This is a genomic window from Curtobacterium sp. MCBD17_019 (genome assembly GCF_003234555.1).
Classification (GTDB): domain Bacteria; phylum Actinomycetota; class Actinomycetes; order Actinomycetales; family Microbacteriaceae; genus Curtobacterium.
Genome location: NZ_QKTT01000023.1, coordinates 1 through 20,128 on the forward strand (window position 1 = coordinate 1; position 20,128 = coordinate 20,128).

Consider the following 20,128-nt stretch of genomic DNA (forward strand, 5'->3'; position numbering starts at 1 on the left):
GCAGCGGGGGTGACGGCAGCGGGGCGGACGGCACCGACGTCGGCGCGGACGGCGGCGGCTACGAGGCCGCGGGGTGGGACTCCGGATCGGGCCTCGACGCAGGGTCCGACTGGGGTGGAGGATTCGACCAGGACCTCGGCGGGTTCGACGTCTGAGGTCATCGGCCGCGCCGGTCGCGCGGCCGCACACGAGGAACACCGGGAACACGCGTCGAAGGAGTCGCCGTGCCGTTCATCGAAGCCGTCGGGCTGACGAAGACCTACCGCGCGAAGACCGGGCCGGTCCATGCCCTGGCGGGGCTCGACCTCGCCGTGCCCGAGGGCAGCGTCACCGCGTTGCTCGGCCCGAACGGCGCGGGCAAGACGACCGCCGTCAAGGTCCTGACGACCCTCACGCGCCCGGACTCCGGACGCGCGACCATCGCCGGGACCGATGTCGTCGCGGAGCCCCAGCGCATCCGACGGCGCATCGGGGTGTCGGGTCAGTACGCGGCCGTGGACGAGAACCTGACGGGGTTCGAGAACCTCGACATGATCGGGCGGCTGTACCACCTGGGGCGGTCGGCTTCGCGTCGTCGTGCGCGGGAGCTCATCGAGGCGTTCGGGTTGACCGAGGCGGGCGACCGGCCCGTCAAGGGGTTCTCGGGCGGGATGCGCCGGCGGATCGACCTCGCCGGCGCGCTCGTGGCGAAGCCCCCGGTGCTGTTCCTCGACGAGCCGACGACCGGCCTCGACCCGCGGAGCCGCCTCGGGCTCTGGGACGTCATCGAGGGACTCGTCGCCGAGGGCACCACGGTGCTCCTGACGACGCAGTACTTGGAGGAAGCGGACCGGCTCGCCGACGACATCGCCGTGATCGACGGCGGCCGGGTGATCGCCCACGGGACCGCGGACGAGTTGAAGAGCCGTGTGGGCGGGCACCGCGTGGTGGTCACGCTCGTGTCGGCGGACGACCGGGCGGCCGCGGCGGCAGTGCTCGAGCGGCACGGGGACGGATCCGTCGAGATCGGTGGGGACGGCCGGACCCTCTCGGTCGCCGTGCGGTCGGGCCCGTCGGCGCTCCGCGCCGCCCTGGCCGAGCTCGCCGAGGCGGGGGTGGACCTCCACGACGCCGGGATGCGACGTCCCACGCTCGACGACGTGTTCCTGCGCCTCACCGGGCACGCCGCGACGACGGAACCCGATGCCGACGCCGGGGACCCGACCACCGCGACGGACGCGACCACGGTGACCGGGCCTCCCGGGCCGGAGGACCGTGCGGCGTCGACGCCGGAGATCCCGGCCTCGTCGGGGACGGCACGGCGATGACCGCGACCGCGCAGCTCCCCGTCGTGCGCGACCGTCGCGTCGCGTCATGGTGCAACGACGGCTGGACCGTGACCCGGCGCAACCTCCTCAAGATCCGCCGCTCCCCGGACATGCTCGTGTTCGCGGTGCCGAGTGTGACCAAAGTGTAAGCAATCGACCCTCTGGTCAAGCGTGCTATCGGGAGCGGGTGGGGGACGCCTTACTGCATGAGCTCTGGCAATGCAACATGATCATTGCTCTGACCGACGGAAACCCTGGTCAGACGCGGTTCCGGCCGACGCCCCGCGACACGCCGGAGCGCAAATCCCACACCCTGTGGAACACGTCCTCCACCGCTGTGCACAGATGTCGGTGGCGGGGCGCAGACCGGCGGAAATACGCGGCTGTGAGGGGCGCGGCAGGAATGCCCTCCCTGTGGGGAGGGCTGTGGAGAACTACACGGGTGTAACACTTCCTCTTGTGCCCGGCTCCCGCGTCGGGCACAAGATGTAGCGTTGTACCAGCTCGAACGTCTCTTCGGGCCAGGACGAGAACGTACGTTCGAGTCCGAACGGCAACAAACCCCCGTCTGCATCAGCAGCGGGGGTCGTCACCGGCACGGTGCGGGTCTCAGCTCTTGGCGGGGTCCGGGGCCCGCATCGTGCCCTTCAGGAACGGAAACCATCATGGAAGCAACGGTCGTCCCTTACGGGAAGATTATCCCGATCGGGGCCATTACGGCCAACCTTGGACCGCGATCCCCCGGTGTTATCCGAGGTGACCGGCGTGTCTCGCGCTGGATCGTCAAGCCCACGCGTGCCGTCATCTCGGTCCTGCCGGACGTCTCTCGCTGGATCGACGTCGCGCTCGTCATCGTGAAGGCGTATTTGCTCGTCCGTCACGGGGTCGCCCTCTAGCGCAGGCGATGACACCGAACGCCCCCGGCCTGAGTAGGTCGGGGGCGTTCGTCACCGTGGCCCGGACGGAGACACCACCGCTCGGGATGCCGCCCCTGTAGTCAGGGCGAGTCAGGTTGTCACCGGCGAGCGGCCTCCGCGTGGGCGATTCGATCGGCCAGGCTGTCGAGCGCAGCGGAGGCGGCGACGGTGAGGCGACCGAGGGTTGCGAGGACTGTGGCGGTGGGTTGATGCAAAGCGATTCCTTCGTGAAGCTGGCGGCGGGGGTGCCGCGGCGACTCCTTAAACAGCCGCGGCACGCGCTCCGACACCCCCCCCAATGTGGTATATCAGTAGTTGCTCAGCCCTAGTCGATTAGGGGGTCAGGGGCGCACCGTCCAACCGAGGCCGGGGGCGTATCGACCGCCGACAATGGGTGTGTCGTCAGGGCGGCGCGGCCTGCTCGGGTGCTCGCCCGTCTGCTGTGCTCGTCGGATCGCGGCCAGGTTGCCGCTCCTCTGGGCGTCGCGTACGGCACGAGGGGTAAGGGCCGCTGCGGCGGCGTGCTGGGCTTGTGTGAAGTCGGGCATGCTTCCTTTTCTGCTATCGAGGGTGGTCGCTATCACATCGGCGCGAGCGGGAGGGTGGGCGCGCCGATGCGTGGAACCAGCGTGGTTGACCCGCGTTAGTCGGCTATTGCTTTGCTGCCTCCCCCGATCGGGGGATAGCGTGAAAGCGTACCGAGCGTCCTGATAACGAAGGGAACCGACGTGGGTATTTACGAGTCACAGCCGGGCGTTCCACCGGTCCGCATCGACACTTTCCGTAAGCAACGACGTGACCGGCGCCGCGGCTACCGGCCGGACAACGAGCACGAGCTTTCCTACGCGGACTTCTTCCGGCACACGGTGACTGGGATGGTGGAGCGGCGTATGCGCTGATGTTCAGTGGGCTCGGCCGCTGTCGAGGCCGAGCGCTCGGCCCGGAGGGGAAGGGCACGCGCCCGGGCCAAATGAGCAACCGTCCTGCGACTCCCGGCCAGTTAGGTGCTCCCGCGCTGGTGCGGCGCAGGTAGAAGTTAGGCGCGTCGAGATGCGGGGGAGCTGCCGTCACGGCCCGCGAAGGTCACAGGGCGGTGCTCGCGTCCGTACTAGAGCATGCGCAGCGGCGGTGGCCCTGTCGCGACGCTGCACGGTCAGTGAGCGCTGACGACCGGACGGTGACGGTTTCCTTACGTTGGGCGTCGCTCCTAGGCTGCGCGCATGGCAATGGATGAGCTCAACTTCGGGGATCGGCTGATGGGGCACCTCGTTGACGGCGTGGAGGGCACCCCCTACCAAGCCGCGGTCCTCCATCTATCGGAGCAGCACGGAGTACGAGTCGAAGTTCCGTATGTCAGTCGTGACGGCGGTGGACAGTTCGAACACGTGGAGCGGTGGTTTCGCGGTATGTCCGTGCCTTCCAACCTTCTGCTTCACACTGCCAACGGCCCGGTCAGCTTGTTCGGCGTGACGTGGGCCGGGTACTCCGAAAACTCCGGTCAGAACCTTTCGCTCGGCAATCTGAAGCCAGCCGAGGCTGTTCTAGCCGAGCGCGACGGTGAGCTGAGCGACGGCTTGACCGTACAGACCGTGCGAAGCAGGCTCGACGGTTTGAATGACTGGACCGGCCTAGAAGCGACGGATGAGGACCGGGAGACGGATGAAGAACACCGAATCCGAACAATCACGTACAGACTTCGATCGCCCGACGAGCTCGTCTGGTCGCAAGGTGAGGCCACGATGACCCTGCGCGCTGACTGGACTGCCGCGCACCACACGGATGGTTACAATCGCGCCGTCGAGTTGTCCGACAACGTCGTACTGGAGAGCGCTTTCGTCGATGGGCCGCGGTCCTTCCACGAGCATTTCGCTGCACAACGGAAGATCGCCTCGCTCCTCGTCTTCCTCTACGGGCGCCCAATCTCGTTTAGAGAGCACCGAGTGCAGGACGAGCGCTTCGCTTCTCGCTTGCTGAACGGCAAGACGTACAACCATCCGTTTGTGGAGCTTATCTCTGACAGGACCGTCCGCGAACGCCTAACGCCAGTTCCGTCGCGGAAGGAACTTGATCGCCCGCTCGCTCATATGACGCAGATCGGTGCAGACGGGCTCGCCACCTGGGCGGCGAACTACGACACATGGCGGCGCTTCATCCTTCCGAGTGCAGGAGTGCTCGGAAGGAGAGGGGCTTTCATTGAGGACCGAGTGGTGTCTACGTCAATGAGCCTCGAAGCGGCAGGAGGTCTGATTGGTAAATGTCCCGGTGAAGAGGAGACTTACACGCCTAGGAGGATGAAGACCACGGCGACCTATGTTTTCCGTTGTCTCTACGTACTTCGCATCGGTTGGGGTGATTACATTGCCTCCGACGTGGGTTTAGCTCGGGCGATTGCAAACAACTATAACGACGTAAAGCACGCCGATCGTGGGGACTTCCCAGACTCGAAGTATACCTACCTCGTCAGCTCGACGAACAGCATGCTCGTTCGACTCCTCGCCCTGTATCTTACGGGAAAGGGTGACGACCTCCTGAAGTTCTACCGGAACGGACGCGAGCTGTGGAGCATTCAGCAGCGGTTCGGTGGTGTTGGGGTTCGCGTGACCGACGAGGGGAAATGGGAAGAGGTGAGCAATGAAGATAATCTTCGAGATTCCTGACCTTTCCACCATTGCTGCGTGGGTCGGCGCCCTCACGGGGATAGCCGCGCTCTTGCGGGAAGCGTTTGTCTGGCGGCGATCGGCGCACCGTGTGAAAGTGCAGTGTGCACGGGCCTGGGTGGGGTACGCCCAAGGGGGTACTAGCGGTGAGTTGTTGAGTGTTGAAGCACGCAACGTTGGTGCAGCTGCCGTAACCGTCACGGGGTGGGGTGTGTCACTCGGTCGCGGACTGGGCCAGCTCGTGGTGTTTACACCGCTCTCATTCTCGACGCAACTTCCCCACCGCCTTGAGGCCGGGGCGATGGGAACCTTTTACGCCGAGTCTGAAGGCATCAGGGACTCGGCAGCCAGGCACGGAAAGCCCGGTCGGGAGCTACGCGCATTCGTAACGCTCGCCACGGGCAAGAAAGTCTACGCGAAGCGGGGCGTTCCCCTGTCGCAGACATGAGTGACAAAGCGGTCGAGTGGGCATTTCGGTCGCCGCGAGCAGCTGGGTACGGGCGCCCGCTACGGCGCCGCGTATGCATGCGCACTCTAGTCGCCGCGTCACCTCCTGCGATTTGCAACCCTGGGGGCGAGTAGGGCCGCGGCTGGCAGGACGGCCTTTATCGGCGGGACCATTTGCGGCGTCACGGCCAGCGCGACCGCATCATTCGGCTGTTAGCGACTCATCCGGACGCGGCGACGTCGGACCGACCAGGAGTGAGTGGGCGTCCGTCAGCAAACACTTCTGCCGACGCGAGTCCCGACGGCAGTAGTCCAAGACCGCTCACGTCGAGTTACGACGGGCAAGTCAAGCCGAACTGGTTCATTCGTCCCGATCATGCCTGGCGTAAGAATCCTCGTAAAGTTGAGCGGCACCGAGCTGCCGTCGCTCCTCACCAGGGCGCGCGGCCAGCATGCCGGCCGACTTCACCGGGCGGTCGCCGCTTGGCGCGAACTTGCAATCACGGACTAGCCGAAAGGGTGCGCTGTCATCACCCGCCATCCGCCGCTCGTGCCATCGAGGGCTGAGGGTGGCGGGTTACTCGCCGGAGCGCCCTGGCGAGCATGTCGTAGGCGCTTGGCCTGCGGAGCATGCGAGCTTGGAGGTGGAGAGCCGCGAGCGAGCCCACCGTAACCTCCGCGGTGGGGTAGGGGTGGAGCAGTCCGTGCAGAGCCGCCTCCGCTACGGCTTCGCGGTCGGAACGTTGCTGCTCGCCGCAGACGTCGTCCGCGTAGGCGATTGCGAGGCTTACTGCGTCATGAAGCGTCGTCGGCAGCGCTCGCATGAGCATCGGTGGCAGCGGTCCCGTGCGGGGGAAGGTGGTGACGGCCACCTGCACGAGGTCCGGGCGCGTAGCGCTACGGGGCCGGCGCATCAGGCCCGCCCCCGCCGAAGGTTGGCGCGGCTGCGGGTCTGGGCACGAGTTTCGGTGGGGGAGAGGCGGGCAAGGATCGCGGCGGCGGCGGTGCGTGCCTGGCGTGCCTCGGTCGCGGCGCCGTGGACGACGGTCTGACCCATCGAGCCGGTGGCTTCGTAGCCGGCGCGGGCGGCTACGGCGCCGAGCTTGCCGGCGTAGTCCACCAGCTCAGCGGCCTGCATGAGCTGGGACAGGTCCGCGCCGTCGAGGTCGGGGCGCTGGGACAGGACGTTGGCGAAGGTGTCGCGGGCTTCCTCCGACCAGTGGTCCGGTAGCTCCCATCCGTCGAGAGGGTCGCGGTCGTCGGCCGCGAGGTTCGGAAGGGTCGATGGCATGGGCAGGGCTCCTAGGAGTCGGGAGGGGCGAAGGTCAAAAAACGGACCGCGCTCGGGACGCAGCGCGAGGCGCTATGCCGTCCCGATCCCGCGCGACCGGGGGTGGGAGGGCTGCGTACCGATAGACGCCGGCCTGGCCCACCGCTCGGCGGTCAGGTCACGCCCTGCGCCGTCGATCGCAGCGACGATTCATGCGCGACGATTCGCAGCCGTAGCACGACGGCCACGACGGCGCCGCGGCGGCGGCACGGATCGGTCACGTATCGATGCCGCCGACGCGTTCCGGTCGTTGGTTCGATCAGCCGTTGACGGTGACGAGCGTCCGATACTCGCGCTGTCGGCGCTTGTGCGCGTCGCCCGCGGACCGCGAACGACGGGCACGCTGGACGTGCACGCGTTGAACTGCCTTCCGACGTCGCCGCTTGGGGTGTGAGCAGTCCGGGCAGTAGGTCACGGAGCCGGAGGCGTGCCGCGTCGCGATGAGTCGTCCGCAACCACCGGCGCACGGCACGAGGAACGGCGGCCTAACGGAGACCGGCGCAGGGGATACGCCGAGCAAAGCGTCGCGCACGTCGGCGGGCAGCGCCGGCACCAGCCCGTACGGTCGGAGCACTCTGACGTCAGTCATCGGTTTGCTCCGTCTCAGAGGTATCGGCGGCGGGCGCCGGATCGGGAGCGCTGTAGAGGCGCAGCTCTGCTGTGTCGATGAACGGTATGGGGTCCCCAGCGGGCGTCTGGGCGTCGGCGACGTAGGCCGTGCCTGATGAGCGCCAGGGCCGTCCGGGTCGGTAGTCGGTCACAGAGCGTGGGTAGGCGCTCAACGGATACCGCCGCGGACGGCTGCGCTGAAGGCGTCCTCCTGAGCGATGCGCTGTCGCTCCTGCGCGACGTGCGCGGACAGCGCTGCTGTCTGCTCCTCGTAGAGGGCTTCGGGAGCGACGCCGAGGCGGTCGGCTTCGGCTCGGATGGCCTGCTGGGCGCCCCACGCGAGCGAGGCGAACGGCCGAGGCGTGTCGAGAGGAGCTGCGGAGACGATGGCGCGGGCGATGGCGCGGGCGTGATCTGCGGAGGTCATCGGTTGATTCCGTTCTGGGCGGCGAGCTGCGCGTTGAGTGCGTCGAGGTTCACGGGACGGGCGTCGGAGGCGCCATGCCGGGGCTCGGGGTTGGCCATGCCGGCTGTGAGCTGCGCGGCCATGGCGCGCTGGTGGGCGGCGGCGACTCGCAAGCCCTCTTCGATTGCGGGGATGAGGGTGTCGACCGCGGCGAAGACGTCGCCGGTCGCGAGGGAAGCAATGGGCCGACCGGCGAGCTGCGCGAGGGCTCGCATGGCCGCGACGTGTTCGACGGCGGCGACGAGCGATTCGGGCAGCGCTGCGAGGTGTTCGTCGAACGCGGCGGCTGCCGCTCGCTGTGCTGCCGCGGGATTCGCGGGCCGCTGGCGCGCGTACGCATCGTGCGCCCGCTTGTGCTCGTTCGCGGCGACCGACCAGCCGGCTTCGGCAGCACGCACGTTGTCCAGCGCGGTCTCCCAGTCGTCAATGGCGACGCCACGAGCCCGCGTGAGCGGGCTGTCTGGCCTGCCGCCTGACTCGCCGCCCTTCGCCAGTCGGTTCCGGCGCTGACGGGCCTCTGCAACGGCGCGGTACGCCGCGTCGAGACGAGCTTCGGCGTCGTCGAGCTGGCTCCGGTCGCGGCCGGCGATGCGGTCGCTTTCCGCGGCAGCCTTCGCGCGGGCGTCGTCGCGGATGGCCTGCATCCGCTGGTTGGGTCCGAGGATTTCTGACACGTTGCGTGTTCCGTTCTGCTCAGTCCTGCTGAGCGTGTGAGCCGCGGTGGCTGTGCGCGGGCGCGCATGAGAAACGCCCCCGGCGCGGCGAGTCCGGAGGCGTGAAGATGTGGGGACGGCGCTGCCGTCGGGTGGCTACTCGATGACGTAGCCGTAGCCCGAGTGCAGCCGGACGGTGCCGGCGTAGCGCGGGCAGGCTTCGGTAACGAGTGAGTAGAACGAGCGCGTACCGAAGCGAGCCGGGTCTAGACCAAGCACGCGGCATGTCGTTTCGTGCAGCGCTTTGCGGTTATAGGTCTGAGCGGGCAGCGTGTCGAGGTAGCGCAGCACCCGTCCGCGGATGCTGTCGGCGTGCTCTGAGCGGCGGGTAATGGCGTCCCGGAAACGGGTGATTGCCTCGTCTCGGTAACCGCGCCGATCCTCAATCTCCCGCGCCGTGGCATGGAAGCTCGCAGCAAGTAGCTGAAGGGCCGAGCGCGGTATCGGCAGCGAAGCGTCCAGGCCGTCGAGGGTGGCAGCGAGTAGCTGATAGCGGGAGTTTGCGGCGGGGGAGTGCTCTGCGCGAAGGCGCCCCATTTGGCTTTCGGTCTGCCGAGCGCGGGCGATGGTGCGATTAGTAGCGATGAAGGCGTCGAGCGCGGCGCCGGCCGTGCGAAAGACCGCCGCAATGCCGTCACCAACTGCGTAGCGGTCGATTCGCTGGCCGTCACGGCTGTACCCATTGCCGCGTCCAGGAACGTACAGGTACCCGAGACGAATCAAGTCCTCGTCAATCACGAGCGAGTTGAGTGCTCCGAGAGATAAGGGACAGAGGTCCGGTCTGCCCTCCGCGTAGGGGTCGTCCCACGGGGCCATCGGACGACGGGCGCGTGGGGCGTACGGATCGATGGGTGGCGGCGAATCAAAGGGGGCGGATGCCCAGTCAATGAGCGAGGGCATTAGTACCTTTCAGTGCTCATGACGCGTGGAGCGTCACGAGGGAAACGGTTACTTGCCTCTTGACGCGCCCCGTGGAGCTTGAAAGCGTGCCTGACCAGGCATTTGCTGGTACTCGCGTCATGAGAGGCGAAAAGGGCGGCTTGTAGCCTGGTTGGCGGTGCGGTCATCGCTGTGCGGCGTCACTTTTGTCACTCGTCGGCCCTGGCGCCGAGCGCGGCGAGGCCGAGCGCCATACCCCGGAGCGTGGGGTCGAGCAGGTCTACGGCGTCCGGAAGCGTCAGGCGGTCACGCAGCGCCGCATAGGCAGCCGCGTGGTCGTTTGACGCTGATGTGGCGAGTGCCTGGGTGAGCGTCCCGAGTTCCGCGGTGAGGGCGTCGGTTCGGCGTGCCCGGTCGGCCTTGAATGCGTTCACGCGGCAGGTCGTTCCACAGAAGCGGGCACGGGAGTTGCCCGGGGTGAACAGGCGGGAGCACTGCTCGCAGTGAATGGGGCCGGCCATGGACGGGCGTCCTTCCGTTGGGGAACGATTCGAGGTCAAGAAAAAGACCGCCGACCGAGGGTCAGCGGTGAGAGACGGGCGGGGGAGCGTCTGGTCGGGAGCGGCGGCGGCGCACGACACCCGACCGGACACGGGCGCCCAGCCAGCCATGAAGGAGCGACACAAGGTGGATTGCCCTTCACCTTGGGTCATAGGGGAATCACCCTGGTGGCCCACTTCCCCGCGGCACCCGCGCCCCCCATTGGTGCCGGCGCTGGGCGGCAGGGCGGAGTGACAGAAGTGACAAAAAAGACGTCACTCCCTATCTCTCTCTAAGAGGAGGAGCTGCTTAGAGAAGAAATAGAGAGTGACGTCACTTGTGTCACTCAGGTCACTCTGCCGGCGTCAGACCGGCGCGACTGCCGCGTTTACACGGTGATCGGACCCCGCGACTGCGCTTCGACGTCGTTGGGATCGAGCGACAGCACGTCGTCGACGTCCCACTGGATGTCGAATCGGTCGTCGTCCCAATAGCCGCGGCGCTTGGCCGGGCGTAGGACGCCGTAGAAGCCGGCGCGGATCAGGAGGTCACGCTGGGCGCGGTAGTCGGAGCGGTGCCAGACCTGTGCGACGGTCTCGCCGGTCGGGACGCGCTCGACCACGGGCGCCGTGGGCAGCTTGTCGAGGCGTTCGCGCTCCGCGCGGAGGGAGTTGAGCCGGTCGACCAGGGCCATGACGTCTGCGTCGGGCTCCCGGAGCTCGTCGGTCGTGTCGCGGATGGCCGCTTCGACGAGGGCGACATCGCTGCGCTCCTGGACGGAGGTGTGCTCGACGGTGAACGGCGCCGAGCCGTAGAGGTCGAGGAACGTGTCTGTGACGAGCTCTTCGAGCTTGGAGGCCAGGCCACTGACTCGGGCCGTGCAGACAACGCCAGTGCCTCGGGATGGGCAGAAGTAGACCGGTGGGCGTGAGGGGTGGTTGTTCGTGCGGACGACGAGCCGGCTGTTGCACGACTCGCAGTACAGGAGCCCGGACAGGAGGCGGCTGGCCTTGCGTCGGCCGGCCCTGGTGCGCTCAGCGTGCTCAGCGTCGGGCGCGAAGCGGGCCACGAGCTGGTCGTGCTCTTCGAGGGTCAGGATCGGCGGGAACGGCGTCAGCGGGAGGCCGTTGTCGTCGCGGACCGTCTTGCCCTGGAAGCGGGCACGGCCGAGCATGGCCTCGGAGCAGAGGACGCGCGGGAAGGTCGTGAGGGTCCACGAGAGCCCGCGACGGGTGCGTACGCCAGCCTCGTCGAGCTCCTTCAGCACCGCGTACATCGACTCGCCGCCGAGGACCGCGTCGACTGCCTTGCGGACGATCGCGGCCTCGTCGGGGTCGACCTCCAGGGTGCGGCCGGTGCCGCCCGGCATCGGGACGGAGCGGTAGCCGTACGGGGGCTGACCCCCGGGGAAGCGGCCGATAGTCGCGAGGTGCTTCCGCGACGACGACACGCGCTGCCCGATCGTGCGAGCTTCCATGGCGGCGAACACCTGGAGGATTTCGGCCATGGCGCGCCCCATCGGTGTCGTCGTGTCCAGTGGCTCCATGCACGAGACGATCTGGAGCCCGTCGTCCAGGAGGAGGCCGAAGTCCACGACGGAGCGCGCGATGCGGTCGAGCTTCCAGACCAGGACGGCGTCGGCGTCGCCCGCTGCGATGGCGTCGCGCACGGCGTTGAGGCCCGGGCGGTCGAGCCGCGTGCGGGTTGCGGAGACGTCGTTGTCGGTCTCAATCCGCACCAGCTCCCAGCCGCGCTGCCGCGCCGTATCCTGGATGGCCTGCCGCTGGCGTGCAATGGACGTGGACTCTTCTGTGGCACGGGAGAGGCGCGCGTACCCGATGACCTTCACACGTACACTTTAGTCTCATCCGCGGTGCTGCAGCCGATCATGTTCGTGTTGCTGTTCAGCCAGGTGTACGGCGGGGCGATCGCCGTGCGTGGTACCGACTACACGCAGTTCCTCATGGCCGGGATCTTCGCGCAGACCGTGGTGTTCGGCGCCACGTTCTCGGGCTACAGCATGGCCCAGGACCTGAAGGAGGGGATCATCGACCGGTTCCGGACCCTGCCGATGAGTCCGTCCGCCGTGCTCGTCGGGCGGACCAACGGGGACCTCGTCCTCAACGGGATCTCGGTCCTGATCATGATGCTCACGGGCCTGGCGGTCGGCTGGCGGGTGCACTCGTCGCCGGGGGAGTTCGTCGCCGGCCTCGTCCTGCTCCTCCCGTTCAGCTACGCGTTGAGCTGGGTGATGGCGCTGCTCGGCATGAGCGTCCGGTCGCCCGAGGTGATCAACAACGCGTCCTTCATGATCCTGTTCCCCATCACGTTCATCTCGAACGCGTTCGTGCCGAGCGACACCCTGCCGCTGGTGCTGCGGGTGTTCGCCGAGTGGAACCCGGTGTCGTCGCTCGTGCAGGCCGTCCGGCAACTGTTCGGCAACGTGGGGAGCAGCCCCGTCCCCGACGTCTGGACCATGCAGCACCCGGTCGCCACGGTGCTCGTCGGCATCGTGGTGCTGCTCGTCGTGTTCGTCCCCTGGAGCGTGCGGAAGTACGCCTCGATCAGCAAGCGGTAGGTCGCTGCGCTTCCCCAGGCGGGGACACCGCCCGCAGAATAGGCTGCTCGCGCCATGACGACGACCGACCCCCGCCCCTCCCTGCCGGGTCCCGGAGCAGCGGACCACGACGCCACCGAGCCGCGGCTCGACCGGAGCACCCGCCTGCGGCGCTGGATGTTGCAGGGCGCCGAGAGCTCGGGCGCCCACGAGGGCCCCCACCAGGTCGAGGTGGAGCGCACCCACTCGTGGTGGCGCGTGATGTGCCTCACGGGCGTCGACTACTTCTCCACCCTGGGGTACCAGCCGGCCATCGCGGCGCTCGCCGCGGGCCTGCTGTCGCCGATCGCGACGGTGGTGCTCGTCCTCGTCACGCTGTTCGGCGCGCTCCCGGTGTACCGACGGGTCGCGCAGGACAGCTTCCGCGGCGCCGGGTCGATCGCCATGCTCGAGAAGCTCCTGCCGTGGTGGGCGGGCAAGCTCCTCGTCCTCGTCCTGCTCGGGTTCGCCGTGACGGACTTCATGATCACGATCACGCTGTCGGCGGCGGACGCCACGGCGCACCTCGCCGAGAACCCCTACACGCCGCACTGGTTCAGCGACATCCCCGTGCCGCTGACGCTCGCGCTCATCGCCCTGCTCGGCGTCGTGTTCCTCCGCGGATTCCGCGAGGCCATCGGCATCGCCGTCGTGCTCGTGTCCGTGTACCTCGTCCTCAACCTCGTCGTCGTCGCCGTGGCGCTCGTGCACGTGGTGAGCCGTCCCTCCCTGGCGACCGACTGGTGGTCGGGACTGACCGCGCAGCACGCCGATCCACTCGCGATGATCGGGATCGCGTTGCTCGTGTTCCCGAAGCTCGCGCTCGGTCTGTCCGGGTTCGAGACCGGGGTGTCGGTCATGCCGCAGGTCGACGGCGGGAACGGTGACGTGCCGGGGAAGCGTCCGGAGGGGCGGATCCGGGGGACCCGGCGCCTCCTCACCACTGCCGCGCTCATCATGAGCTCGTTCCTCATCCTGTCGAGCGTCGTCACCACGTTCCTCATCCCGCAGAAGGAGTTCCAGCCGGGCGGTGAGGCCAACGGCCGAGCGCTCGCCTTCCTGGCCCACGAGTACCTCGGGAGCGTCTTCGGGAGCGTGTACGACGCCTCCACCATCGCGATCCTGTGGTTCGCGGGCGCGAGCGCGATGGCGGGCCTGCTCAACCTCGTTCCGCGGTTCCTGCCGCGCTACGGGATGGCGCCGCAATGGGCGCGAGCCGTCCGGCCGCTCGTGCTCATCTTCACGCTCATCGCGTTCGCCATCACCCTGATCTTCAAGGCGGACGTCGACGCCCAGGGTGGTGCCTACGCCACGGGGGTGCTCGTGCTCATCACGAGCGCATCGGTCGCCGTGACCCTGTCGGCACGGCGGAAGCGGCAGCGGGGCCGGACCATCGCGTTCGGCGTCATCACGCTCGTGTTCGGCTACACGACCGTGGCGAACGTCATCGAACGCCCCGACGGCGTGCGGATCGCGGCGGTGTTCATCCTGGCGATCGTCGTCGTGTCGCTGCTCTCGCGGGTGCGCCGGTCGTTCGAGCTCCGGGCATCGTCGATCGAGCTCGACGCCGTCGCGCAGCAGTTCGTCGTGGCCGATGCCGACCAGTTCGGGCAGGTGTGCATCATCGCGAACGAGCCGGACGACGGGAGCGCCGAGGAGTACCGGACCAAGGGCAAGATCGAGCGTCGGTCGAGCGGCATCCCCGCGCGCGTCCCGACGATCTTCCTCGAGGTGTACCCGGCGGACTCGTCGGACTTCGAGGAGGACCTCAAGATCGAGGGCGTCGTCAAGCACGGCTTCCGGATCCTCCGCGTGCGTTCGGGCACCGTCCCCAACACGATCGCGTCGACGCTCCTCGCCGTCCGCGACCTCACGGGCGTCGTGCCGAGCATCTACTTCGCGTGGACCGAGGGCAGCCCCATCCGCAACATGGTGCGCTTCCTGTTCACCGGCGCCGGCGAGGTCGCACCGGTCACGCGCGAGGTGCTCCGCGAGGCCGAGCCGGACGTCGCCCGCCGTCCCGTCGTCCACGTGTCGTGAGGCGCAGCGCGGGTGCTCACCCATCGCCCACGGTGCGCAAGTCAGGAAAGTGGGCCCGGTGGCGCGCTCGCGGCGTGCCTCCCGGGTCCGTGTTCCTGATCTGTCACCTGCCGGCGCTGTGCTGGGGCGGAGGCCGCGGCGGGCCGCGGGTGCGCCGCGGCCGGCGCCGGGCTGTGCCGCGGCCAGGGCTGGTGCCGGAGCCGGGAGGCGCGGGTCGGGGTCGGCTGGTCGGCGCGCGTCGTCGATGGGGGTGAGGCGGGCGCGGTGCGGCCGTCGTCATGGGTGGCCGATTCAGGAACGCGAGCGGCCGGCGGTGCCGCGGCGTCCCTCCCGGTGTCGTGTTCCTGACCCGTCGTCCGCGGCGCGGCGCGGGCTGGGCAGGTCAGCGCAAGTCGGGAGGTGGGGACGTGGTGGGCCCGGCGCGTCCGTCGCCATGGTGTGGCGAAATCAGGAATGCGAGCCCGTTGGTGGCTCCGCAGCGCTCCTCGCGATGCCCGCTTCCTGACTTGTCGCCGGCGGCGGCAGCAGCGGCTACCGCGCGGGGACGTCGGTTCAGGAAAGCGGGTCGGGTGGCGGGTCCGTGGCGTCCCTCCCGGCGTCCGGTTCCTGATTCGTCGTCCGCCAGCCGTCGGGAGGTGCGGCGTGCGCCCGGTACGTCGTGGACGCGCAGGGCGCGGTACGTCTCGTCGCCGGAGGCGGACAACTCAGGAGAACAGGTAGGGTGGCGGGCCTGTGGCGTCCCTCCCGGCGTCGTTTTCCTGAATTGTCTGCCTGGCAGCTGCTGGCTCCCGGAATCCGCGCGCGACGGCCGTACCACGGGCAGCGCCAATGGACCGCGCGACGCCGCCGGGCAGCGCCACCGGGCCGCGCGACGCCGCCGCTACGCGTCCGCGCCGGTGATGCGGTCCCGCACCTTGCGCCGGAGCACCTTGCCGATCATCGAGCGGGGCAGGTCCTCGACCACCACGACGCGACGCGGCACCTTGTACGGGGCGAGGTGCTCCCGGGCGTACTCACGGAGCGCGTCGGCCGAGAACGTGGCGGGGTCGGTGGGCACGACCGCCGCCACGACCTGCTCGTTGCCGCCCGTGGTGATGCCGACGACGGCGACCTCGCGGACCAGGGGGGAGCGGATGAGCGTGTCCTCGACCTCGGACGGCGAGACGTTGAAGCCGCCCGTGATGATGAGTTCCTTGAGTCGGTCGACGATCGACACGAAGCCGTCCTCGTCGATCGAGACGATGTCACCCGTACGGAACCAGCCGTCGGCCGTGAACGCCTCGTCCGTGGCGTCTGCGCGCCCCCAGTAGCCCTGGAACACCTGCGGACCCTTGACGAGCAGCTCGCCCGGCTGCCCGACCGGGACGTCCTTCGAGGGGTCGTCCGGGTCGCCGACGCGGATGTCGGTCGACGGGAACGGGAGGCCGATCGTGCCGAGACGCCGAGCGTCGGAGACCGGGTTCGCCATGATGACGGGAGACGTCTCGGACAGGCCGTAGCCCTCGACCAGGACGCCGCCGGTCTTGGCCTCCCACGGCTCGATGACGGCCTGCGAGAGCGGCATGGCACCCGAGATGCCGATCTCGATGCCCCGCAGCGAGACCTTCTTGCCGGCGGCGTGCTCGAGTCGGGCGTAGATCGGCGGCACCGCGGGCAGGAACGTCGGCGGATGGCGCTTCATCGCGGCGAGCACGAGCTGCGGATCGAACGCGGGGAACAGCACGAGCCGCGACGCCATGCTCATCGCGAACGTCAGGCAGAGCGTCAGGCCGTAGGCGTGGAACATCGGCAGGATCGCGTAGACGACGCTGTCACCGGGCTTGATCTGGGGGATCCACGCCCGCGCCTGCGCCGCGTTCGCCAGGAGGTTCCGGTGCGTCAGGACCGCGCCCTTCGGGTTCCCCATCGTGCCGGACGTGTACTGGATGAGCGCCGTGTCGGTGGTCGCCGGGTGGGGGTGCCTCCGGGAGAGCCGGCGGCCATCGACGAGCGACTCCCAGCGCGTCGTCCCGCGGACCTTCGTCGTCAGCTTCGCACGGGACTCGCGCGCCTTCGCGACGGGGAGCGCGAGCGCCGCCCGGGTGGACCGGGGCATCGCACGCGTCATGTCGACCGAGACGATCGCGTCGAGCGCCAGGTCGATCGGGAAGTCCTGGAGCGTCGCCACCGCCTTGTCCCACGCGATCGCCACCTTGGCGCCGTGGTCCTCGAACTGGTGCCGGAGTTCCCGCGGCGTGTAGAGCGGGTTGTGCTCCACGACGATCGCGCCGAGCCGGAGCACCGCGTAGAACGCGACGACGTGCTGCGGACAGTTCGGCAGGACGATGGCGACGCGGTCGCCCGCTCCGACCCCGAGCTGCTGCAGTCCGTGGGCCGCGCGCTCGATCTGCGCCTGCAGTTCCCGGTAGGTCGTCGTCGCGCCGAAGAACTCGAGGGCGACGTTGCGCGGGTAGCGGGCCGCGGAGCCCTCGACGAGGTCGAGCAACGACCCGGTGGGCTCGTCGATGTCGAACGGGACTCCAGGGGCGTAGCTGCGCTGCCAAGGCCGTGGCGTGTCGGTGCTCACCCGTTCACCCTAGAGGCGGCCCGATGCCCGCGCTCAGGCGACTCCCCGGCGTGCGAGGGACGATCCCTGCATGGTTTCCCTGGCCACGGCGATGCGCGATCGCCTCAACGCCACGTTCACGGGCAGCGCCACCGAGCGGCCCCAGTGGATCGGCGATCTCGAGCACGGCACCGACGAGGGCTTCTTCGGCCCCGACGCCGCGACGTGGGCGGTGCACGGCGGCATGTCCACCATCGTCGCGGGCGTGCGGGCGCTCCTCGTGCAGGCGCTGCACCCCGGGGCGCTCGCCGGGGTCGCCGACCACTCCCGCTACCGCGAGGACCCCTTCGGCCGGCTCGCGGGCACCATCCGCTGGATCTACACCGTCTCGCACGGCGACACCGCGACGGCGACGGCCGCGAGCGAGTGGGTCCTCCGGCTGCACGAGCGGGTCCGGGGCGAGTTCACGGACGCCCACGGCGTCACGCGCCCCTACAGCGCGAACGACCCGGACCTCCTCCGCTGGGTGCACCTGGCGTTCGCGGACTCGTTCCTGCGGACGGCCGAGCTCTGGGGCGAGCGCATCCCCGGCGGCGCCGACGCCTACGTGCGCGAGTGGGCGACGGCAGGGCGACTCATGCGCGTGGACGGGCCGCCGGAGTCCGACGAGGAACTGCGCGCCCAGCTCGACGGGTACCTCGACCGCGGGGACCTCGCCGTCACGGACCGCACGCACGAGGTCGTCTCGTTCATCCGGAACCCGCCCCTGTCCCGGATGCTCCGGCCCGGGTACCGCGTGCTGTTCGACGGCGCGGTGGCGTCGCTCGACCCGCGGCACCGGAAGCTCCTCGGCCTCCGGGCGCCGGGCGTCGGACCGCTGCCCGCACCGGCGATCGCCTCGACGCGGCTCGTGCTCGACGGCATCGGCAGGGTGCTCGGTGGGCGGAGCGGTACCGAGCGGGTCGCCCTGGCACGCATCGACCGGCTCCGCGCGGAACAGCAGGCGGCCTGACGGACGTGGGCCGCGCCTCCCGACCGGACGGCCTGGAGGCGCGCGTCGGCCTGACGGACGCGGGCCGCGCCTCCCGACCGGACGGCCTGGAGGCGCGGCCCACGACCGCGACGGACGCTCAGAACCCGGAGGGGTACCGGGGCGTGTAGGGCTCCTCGAGCCGGGCGATCTCGTCTGTGGTGAGTTCGAGCTCCACGCCCGCGACGGCGTCGTCGATGTGGTGTTCCTTGGTCGCACCGATGATCGGGGCCGTGATCGAGGACTTGCCGGCCACCCAGGCGAGCGCGACCTGCGCCATGGTGACCCCGCGCTCCGACGCGATCGCGGCGACCGCGTCGACGATCGCCTTGTTCGACTCCTCGCCCTGCTTGTAGAGCGTCTTGCCGAACTCGTCCGTGCCCTCGCGCTTCGTGCCGCCCTCACCCCAGGGGCGGGTGACCTTGCCGCGGGCCAGGGGGCTCCACGGGATCACGCCGACGCCGGTGGCCTCGCAGAAGGGGAGCATCTCGCGCTCCTCCTCGCGCTCGAGCAGGTTCACCTGGTCCTGCATCGACACGAACTTCGTCCAGCCGTGCCGCTCGGCGACGTGCTGCATCTCGGCGAACTGCCACGCCCACATGCTCGAGGCGCCGATGTACCGTGCCTTGCCGGACTTGACGACGTCGTGCAGGGCCTCCATCGTCTCCTCGATCGGCGTGTTCGGGTCGAAGCGGTGGATCTGGTAGAGGTCGACGTAGTCGGTGCCGAGCCGCTGCAGCGAGGCGTCGATCTCGTGCATGATCGACACCCGGCTCAGGCCGGCGCCGTTGCGGCCCTCGCGCATGCGGTTGAACACCTTGGTGGCGATCACGACCTCCTCGCGCGGAGCGAGCTCCTTGAGGACGGTGCCCGTGATCTCCTCGCTCGATCCGAGGGAGTACACGTTCGCGGTGTCGAACGTCGTGATGCCCGCTTCGTACGCGCGGCGGATGAACGGGCGGGCGTCATCGAGGCCGACGCTCCACTCGTGCGAACCCCTGCCGGGGTCCCCGTAGCTCATCATGCCGAGCACGACGGCGCTGATCTCGAGTCCCGAGTTGCCCAGTCGGACGGTCTTCATGCGGTGATCCTCTCGTCGCGGCCGGTGACGGCGAGCAGCCGCGTCTGCAGCGGGGCGTCGTCGTCGACCTGGATTGGTGCGTCGTAGAGACCGCTCGCGGCGAGCGAGTCGATCTGGGGTTCGAAGACGGTCCACACGGCCTGGACGAGTTCGAGCGGCAGGTGCTCGTCCGAACCCGTGGCGCGGGCGAGGTCCCACGTGTGGATCGTGATGTCGGAGGTCTGCTCGGCGAGGTACTCCGCGGCGGGCACCGTGTCCGTCGCCAGGTGTACGGGGGTGTCGTCGGGCGCGTTCCGCCAGGCCTCCGTCGCGGCGGCGGAGAACCGGGTCCACGCGGCGACGAGGTCCCCGCCGATCGGCTCGAGCTCGTCGTGCGCCTGTTCGTGGTCGTGGCCGGCGAGCAGGTGTGGGATCCACCGCTGCTCGTCGATGACGTGGGTGACGAGGTCGCGCGTCGACCACTCCGTGTCGGGCGTCGGCGCGTCCCAGTCGGTGACCTGCTCGAGGCGACGGCCGAACTCGGCCGCCGCGAGCGCCTGCAGGGTGATCCAGTCGAAGGCCATGGTCGGGCTCCTGTCTCGGGTCCTGGTGCGGGATGCGCTGCCTGCGGGGCAACGTGCCCGGCGGGCGGCGTGTCCCCGCGGTCTCGGCCCGGGCGCGTCCTGCTGGTCGGGCGTCACCACGCTACTCGTGCAGTGGGTGCGGTGGGTGGCGGGGTGCGGTGGGTGTGCGCGGATGCGGTGGCGTCGGTGGTTCGCCGTGGGCGCCGGCGAGCCGGGGCGCTGGTGCGCTGGTGCGCTGGCGCGCTGGCGCGCTGGTGCGCTCGCGCGCTGGTGCGCTCGCGCGCTGGTGCGCTGGTGCGCTGGTGCGCTGGTGTGCTCGTGCGCGCCTCGCACGCGCGTGCGCGACGCGGGCCGTCGGCCATGTCGCGTCGACAGATCAGGAACACGCGGTCGGGAGGGACGGGTCAG

The 20,128-nt window shown here is 69.3% G+C and carries 17 protein-coding genes; 8 read left to right on the forward strand and 9 right to left on the reverse strand.

Annotated elements, in window-relative coordinates:
• Positions 1-224 precede the first annotated feature (224 nt).
• From DEI82_RS15115 to DEI82_RS16035, 5 genes are all read left to right on the forward strand, one after another.
• A complete protein-coding gene (locus DEI82_RS15115) occupies positions 225-1,307 on the forward strand; it encodes an ATP-binding cassette domain-containing protein (protein ID WP_111037482.1) in 1,083 nt (360 codons plus the stop codon).
• Positions 1,304-1,456, forward strand: coding sequence for a hypothetical protein (locus tag DEI82_RS16320; protein ID WP_181435245.1), 153 nt, complete (start codon positions 1,304-1,306; stop codon positions 1,454-1,456). The genes DEI82_RS15115 and DEI82_RS16320 overlap by 4 nt, the downstream gene beginning before the upstream one ends.
• Positions 1,457-1,972: 516 nt before the next feature.
• Positions 1,973-2,203 carry a hypothetical protein gene (locus DEI82_RS15120; RefSeq protein ID WP_111037483.1) on the forward strand — a complete coding sequence of 77 codons (231 nt, stop codon included), beginning with the start codon at positions 1,973-1,975 and terminating at the stop codon, positions 2,201-2,203.
• Between the two features lie 1,241 nt (positions 2,204-3,444).
• Positions 3,445-4,881 (forward strand): hypothetical protein, encoded by a 1,437-nt coding sequence (locus DEI82_RS15125; protein WP_111037484.1) that lies wholly within the window; start codon positions 3,445-3,447, stop codon positions 4,879-4,881.
• The gene (locus DEI82_RS16035) at positions 4,856-5,329 is read left to right on the forward strand and encodes a hypothetical protein (protein ID WP_146242944.1); all 474 of its coding nucleotides are present in this window, start codon (positions 4,856-4,858) and stop codon (positions 5,327-5,329) included. The genes DEI82_RS15125 and DEI82_RS16035 overlap by 26 nt, the downstream gene beginning before the upstream one ends.
• A gap of 912 nt (positions 5,330-6,241) precedes the next feature.
• Here DEI82_RS16035 and DEI82_RS15135 read toward each other — a convergent pair.
• The 6 genes from DEI82_RS15135 to DEI82_RS15160 all read right to left on the reverse strand — a co-directional run bounded on the left by DEI82_RS15135 (position 6,242) and on the right by DEI82_RS15160 (position 11,714).
• Positions 6,242-6,619: a hypothetical protein gene (locus DEI82_RS15135; protein ID WP_111037486.1), complete on the reverse strand. Its 378-nt coding sequence runs from the start codon at positions 6,617-6,619 to the stop codon at positions 6,242-6,244.
• Positions 6,620-7,436: 817 nt separating this feature from the next.
• Entirely contained in the window at positions 7,437-7,694 is a 258-nt protein-coding gene (locus DEI82_RS15140; RefSeq protein ID WP_111037487.1) for a hypothetical protein, read from the reverse strand.
• Positions 7,691-8,407, reverse strand: coding sequence for a hypothetical protein (locus DEI82_RS15145; protein WP_146242945.1), 717 nt, complete (start codon positions 8,405-8,407; stop codon positions 7,691-7,693). The genes DEI82_RS15140 and DEI82_RS15145 overlap by 4 nt, the downstream gene beginning before the upstream one ends.
• Positions 8,408-8,542: 135 nt before the next feature.
• Entirely contained in the window at positions 8,543-9,184 is a 642-nt protein-coding gene (locus DEI82_RS15150; RefSeq protein WP_146242946.1) for a hypothetical protein, read from the reverse strand.
• A gap of 350 nt (positions 9,185-9,534) precedes the next feature.
• Positions 9,535-9,759, reverse strand: coding sequence for a hypothetical protein (locus DEI82_RS15155; protein WP_146242947.1), 225 nt, complete (start codon positions 9,757-9,759; stop codon positions 9,535-9,537).
• Positions 9,760-10,253: 494 nt separating this feature from the next.
• A complete protein-coding gene (locus DEI82_RS15160) occupies positions 10,254-11,714 on the reverse strand; it encodes a recombinase family protein (protein ID WP_111037491.1) in 1,461 nt (486 codons plus the stop codon).
• On the opposite strand from DEI82_RS15160, the gene DEI82_RS15165 reads away from it, so the two are divergent.
• Both DEI82_RS15165 and DEI82_RS15170 read left to right on the forward strand, forming a co-directional pair.
• Positions 11,634-12,443, forward strand: coding sequence for an ABC transporter permease (locus DEI82_RS15165; RefSeq protein WP_375334636.1), 810 nt, complete (start codon positions 11,634-11,636; stop codon positions 12,441-12,443). The genes DEI82_RS15160 and DEI82_RS15165 overlap by 81 nt on opposite strands.
• A 54-nt stretch (positions 12,444-12,497) precedes the next feature.
• Entirely contained in the window at positions 12,498-14,501 is a 2,004-nt protein-coding gene (locus DEI82_RS15170; protein WP_258372094.1) for an amino acid transporter, read from the forward strand.
• An 880-nt stretch (positions 14,502-15,381) separates the two neighbouring features.
• On the opposite strand, the gene DEI82_RS15175 is transcribed toward DEI82_RS15170, so the two are convergent.
• Positions 15,382-17,067 (reverse strand): long-chain-fatty-acid--CoA ligase, encoded by a 1,686-nt coding sequence (locus tag DEI82_RS15175; RefSeq protein WP_111037492.1) that lies wholly within the window; start codon positions 17,065-17,067, stop codon positions 15,382-15,384.
• Between the two features lie 70 nt (positions 17,068-17,137).
• Between DEI82_RS15175 and DEI82_RS15180 the strand changes: the two genes are divergently transcribed.
• Positions 17,138-18,058 carry an oxygenase MpaB family protein gene (locus DEI82_RS15180; RefSeq protein WP_111037493.1) on the forward strand — a complete coding sequence of 307 codons (921 nt, stop codon included), beginning with the start codon at positions 17,138-17,140 and terminating at the stop codon, positions 18,056-18,058.
• A 118-nt stretch (positions 18,059-18,176) separates the two neighbouring features.
• On the opposite strand, the gene DEI82_RS15185 is transcribed toward DEI82_RS15180, so the two are convergent.
• Complete coding sequence (locus DEI82_RS15185; RefSeq protein WP_111027699.1) at positions 18,177-19,157, reverse strand: aldo/keto reductase; 981 nt, start codon at positions 19,155-19,157, stop codon at positions 18,177-18,179.
• Positions 19,154-19,720: a TIGR03086 family metal-binding protein gene (locus DEI82_RS15190; protein WP_111037494.1), complete on the reverse strand. Its 567-nt coding sequence runs from the start codon at positions 19,718-19,720 to the stop codon at positions 19,154-19,156. The genes DEI82_RS15185 and DEI82_RS15190 overlap by 4 nt, the downstream gene beginning before the upstream one ends.
• Positions 19,721-20,128 lie beyond the last annotated feature (408 nt).

What these genes read in the sequence shown, in the direction of transcription:
- DEI82_RS15135 (WP_111037486.1), bottom strand. Translation starts at nt 6,619, where the DNA reads ATGCCATCGACCCTTCCGAACCTCGCGGCCGACGACCGCGACCCTCTC.
- DEI82_RS15140 (WP_111037487.1), bottom strand. Translation starts at nt 7,694, where the DNA reads ATGACCTCCGCAGATCACGCCCGCGCCATCGCCCGCGCCATCGTCTCC.
- DEI82_RS15125 (WP_111037484.1), top strand. Translation starts at nt 3,445, where the DNA reads ATGGCAATGGATGAGCTCAACTTCGGGGATCGGCTGATGGGGCACCTC.
- DEI82_RS15120 (WP_111037483.1), top strand. Translation starts at nt 1,973, where the DNA reads ATGGAAGCAACGGTCGTCCCTTACGGGAAGATTATCCCGATCGGGGCC.
- DEI82_RS15190 (WP_111037494.1), bottom strand. Translation starts at nt 19,720, where the DNA reads ATGGCCTTCGACTGGATCACCCTGCAGGCGCTCGCGGCGGCCGAGTTC.
- DEI82_RS15170 (WP_258372094.1), top strand. Translation starts at nt 12,498, where the DNA reads ATGACGACGACCGACCCCCGCCCCTCCCTGCCGGGTCCCGGAGCAGCG.
- DEI82_RS16035 (WP_146242944.1), top strand. Translation starts at nt 4,856, where the DNA reads ATGAAGATAATCTTCGAGATTCCTGACCTTTCCACCATTGCTGCGTGG.
- DEI82_RS15180 (WP_111037493.1), top strand. Translation starts at nt 17,138, where the DNA reads ATGGTTTCCCTGGCCACGGCGATGCGCGATCGCCTCAACGCCACGTTC.
- DEI82_RS16320 (WP_181435245.1), top strand. Translation starts at nt 1,304, where the DNA reads ATGACCGCGACCGCGCAGCTCCCCGTCGTGCGCGACCGTCGCGTCGCG.
- DEI82_RS15185 (WP_111027699.1), bottom strand. Translation starts at nt 19,157, where the DNA reads ATGAAGACCGTCCGACTGGGCAACTCGGGACTCGAGATCAGCGCCGTC.